The organism is Kitasatospora sp. NPDC057940, assembly GCF_042887425.1.
In the GTDB taxonomy this organism is placed as follows: domain Bacteria; phylum Actinomycetota; class Actinomycetes; order Streptomycetales; family Streptomycetaceae; genus Kitasatospora.
In genome coordinates this window covers 170,620-172,226 of sequence record NZ_JBHVPH010000018.1, presented here as the reverse complement: position 1 = coordinate 172,226, position 1,607 = coordinate 170,620, and the positions used below count along the sequence as shown (strand labels likewise).

General features: G+C 74.6%; 1 protein-coding gene. It reads right to left on the bottom strand.

Annotated elements, in window-relative coordinates:
• Nucleotides 1-526 precede the first annotated feature (526 nt).
• Complete coding sequence (locus ACFVTF_RS25545; RefSeq protein WP_387816794.1) at nucleotides 527-1,414, bottom strand: hypothetical protein; 888 nt, start codon at nucleotides 1,412-1,414, stop codon at nucleotides 527-529.
• Between the last annotated feature and the right edge of the window lie 193 nt (nucleotides 1,415-1,607).

Below are 1,607 nucleotides of genomic sequence, written 5' to 3'. Positions count from 1 at the left end.
CCCGCCAACCGCTCCGCCACCCGCCGACCGGTCTTACCCGTCCCACCCACCACCAGCACCACACCAGCACCGACCGGAAGATCCACAACACCCTTGGCAACCACAGCAGCCACCCCATTCGGAGAAGAAGTCGACGAAACCAGCGGACCCGGGCGGTTCTGCGAACCCCTCGCGTCCGTCCTCATGTCCACCAGTCAAGTCCACTCCGGGCCGGCGAACCATAGCCTCCACACTCACATCCATGCGCGAGCGTCTACCGTCCCCCGGTGTGCCCCGCCCCGGGTCCTGTCCGGCCGGACAGGACCCGGGGCGGGTCTGCTTCGCCATCCACCAGAACACACCCAACCCGCCACGAACCACCCGCCTTGAGGCGGTCTCCAGTGGATCTCCAGCGCGGGCACACCGCCCCCACACCCCGGCCCGGGCCACCGCAAACGGAAGGGTGCGCGTCGGGTGGGGCGGGAGGCGGACCCGGACGCGCACCCGGGCGGGCCGGGGTGGCCGGCACCGGTGAGCAGTCGGCGGCTCAGGGCAGCAGCAGGCCCGGGACGAGGACCAGGCCGACCAGGCCCGCGACCAGGGTCGGCAGGCCGGTGACGCCCATCCACACCAGGTGGCCGGCGAACCCGCCCGGCGTGTCCGCCGACAGCCGGCCGGGCACCACCAGGACCGTGCGGGGCCGCGTCACGTCCTGCACGTCGGCGGCGCTGCACTCGTGCCGCTGCGCCGTGCCGAGCTGGTCGGTCACCCGGTAGGTGTACCGGAGCGTGCGCCGGGTGCTGCGGGAGTGGCCGTGGACGTCGTGCACCCGGTACTCGCCGAGGTAGGAGCCGGTGAACTCCGCCGGGCGGAGCTCGCCGAGTGCCTGCTGCTGGCGCCAGTAGCGGAGCTGCCAGGGCAGGTTCGCCGCCCAGGCGGCGCTCACCCACCAGGCGGTGAAGCCGGCCCAGACGAACCCGGCCCGCACGGGGTGGCCGAGCAGGGCCAGGACGACGGACTCGGTGAGGCAGCCGGCGAACAGGGCGAGGAGGCCGAGCTGCCAGCCGGCGGGCCGCAGCGGCCTGGGCCGCCGGAACGGTTCGACGCGGATCCGCGTCGGGTCGGCCGGGGCCTCGGCGAGCCGTTTCAGCCGTTGCGCGTTGATGGCGTCGGCGAACGCCTGGGCCTTGGCGTCGGTCGTGCCCAGGCGGAACTCGGAGCGCTCGCCGCGCCCCGGCGGGTCGACCTCGACGCACAGGTCCCAGAGCACGCCACGGCCGGGGACGGCGTGCACCCGGCGGATCCGGCCGTAGGGGATGTGGAAGGCCTCCGGTTCCTCCTGCCACACCAGCTCGGATCCGGTCATCCGCACCGAGCGCCGGCCGAACCAGGTGCGGAGTTCCCTCGGCGGTGCGAGTACTGCCTGCCCGGCCATCGCTGTTCTCGTGCTCCCCCGTGACGTGATCTCGGCCGCGTGATCATATAGCCGCGGCGGCCCCCCGAACGGCCGTGGGGGGCGGCCCCCCGGCCGGCCCCCCCCCCCCCCAAAGGGGCGCGGAGCCAACCCACCCCGCACCCGCCCCACGCACCGAACCCCGACCCCAGCCGCCACCAGCGGGGGGGCGCGG

Excerpts from the sequence above, each read along its gene's own strand:
- ACFVTF_RS25545 (WP_387816794.1), bottom strand. The coding sequence starts at position 1,414 with ATGGCCGGGCAGGCAGTACTCGCACCGCCGAGGGAACTCCGCACCTGG.